The sequence below is a fragment of the Aliamphritea spongicola genome (assembly GCF_017051665.1).
Taxonomy (GTDB): Bacteria; Pseudomonadota; Gammaproteobacteria; order Pseudomonadales; family Balneatricaceae; genus Amphritea; species Amphritea spongicola.
Map to the genome: position 1 here is coordinate 1 of NZ_JAFIDL010000019.1, position 1908 is coordinate 1908.

General features: G+C 54.9%; 1 protein-coding gene. It reads left to right on the forward strand.

Annotated elements, in window-relative coordinates; genetic code table 11:
- Positions 1–1908, forward strand: a 1908-nt coding sequence (locus tag JYB63_RS22530) for a cadherin-like domain-containing protein (protein WP_205660180.1), incomplete at both ends; no start/stop codon positions are given.

Below are 1908 nucleotides of genomic sequence, written 5' to 3' on the forward strand. Positions count from 1 at the left end.
CTGATGCTGATGAGTCTGCCAGCTTAAGCTTCAGCGTAAGTAATGGCGCCTCCGTGCCGGCGGGTTTCACTCTGAGTTCAGACGGCTCTTACAGCTTTGATCCCCAGAATGCTGCTTATGATGGTTTAGATGCCGGTGATGTTCAGACTCTGACCATTCCGGTCACTGTGACCGACGAAAACGGCGCGACTGATACCCAGCAGATTCAGATAACAGTGAACGGCACCAACGATGCGCCGGTGGCTGGTGCGGATGTCACCGCATCTGTTGATGAGGGCGACAGCGCCATCAGCGGCCAACTTTCTGCTACCGACGCAGATGATTCTGCGTCTCTAACCTTCAGCGTTACTAACGGTGCTTCAGTACCGGCAGGCTTCACATTAAACAGCGATGGTTCATATAGCTTTAATCCACAGGATGCAGCCTACGACAGCCTGGATGCAGGCGACGTGCAGACTTTGACCATTCCGGTCACTGTGACTGACGAGAACGGTGCGACTGATACCCAGCAAATCCAGATCACCGTTAACGGCACCAACGATGCGCCGGTGGCCGGTGCGGATGTCACTGCTTCCGTAAATGAAGGTGATTCAGCAATTTCTGGCCAACTGTCTGCTACGGATGCCGATGATTCTGCTAGCTTAACTTTCGGTGTGACCAACGGTGCAAGCGTACCAGCCGGGTTTACATTAAACGACGATGGTAGCTACAGCTTTAATCCACAGGATGCAGCCTACGACAGCCTGGATGCGGGTGATGTGCAGACCCTGACCATTCCTGTGACCGTAATTGACGAAAACGGCGCCACGGATACGCAACAAATCCAGATTACAGTCAACGGCACCAACGATGCCCCGGTAGCGGGTGCAGATGTCACTGCTTCCGTAAATGAAAGTGATTCAGCAATTTCTGGCCAGTTGTCAGCGACGGATGCTGATGATTCTGCGTCTCTGATCTTTAGCGTCACTAACGGTGCCAGCGTACCAGCAGGTTTCACCCTGAATGCGGATGGCTCTTACAGCTTTAATCCACAGGATGCCGCTTACGACAGCCTGGATGCGGGCGATATCCAGACGCTGACTATTCCTGTGACCGTCACTGATGAAAACGGTGCCACTGACACCCAGCAGATCCAGATCACCGTCAACGGTACCAACGATGCGCCGGTGGCCGGTGCGGATGTGACGGCTACAGTAAACGAAGGCGATTCAGCAATTTCTGGCCAGCTGACAGCCACCGATGCTGACGACTCTGCCTCTCTGACCTTCAGCGTCACCACCGGTGCCAGCGTACCAGCAGGTTTCACCCTGAATGCGGATGGTAGCTACAGTTTTGATCCACAGGATGCAGCCTACGACAGCCTGGATGCTGGCGATGTGCAGACCCTGACTATTCCAGTGACGGTAACCGACGAGAACGGTGCCACCGATACTCAGCAGATCCAGATTACTGTGAACGGCACCAACGATGCCCCTGTGGCTGGTGCGGATGTGACAGCTTCCGTGAACGAAGGTGACAGCGCCATCAATGGCCAGCTGTCAGCGACGGATGCCGATGACTCTGCGAGTCTGAGCTTCAGTGTAACCAACGGTGCCAGCGTACCAGCAGGTTTCACTCTGGATGCGGATGGTAGCTACAGCTTTAATCCACAAGATGCTGCCTACGACGGTTTAGATGCCGGCGATGTGCAGACCCTGACAATTCCTGTGACGGTGACTGATGAGAACGGTGCCACCGATACTCAACAGATTCAGATAACCGTGAACGGCACCAACGATGCGCCGGTGGCCGGTGCGGATGTGACGGCTACAGTAAACGAAGGCGATTCAGCAATTTCTGGCCAGCTGACAGCCACCGATGCTGACGACTCTGCCTCTCTGACCTTCAGCGTCACCACCGGTGCATCCG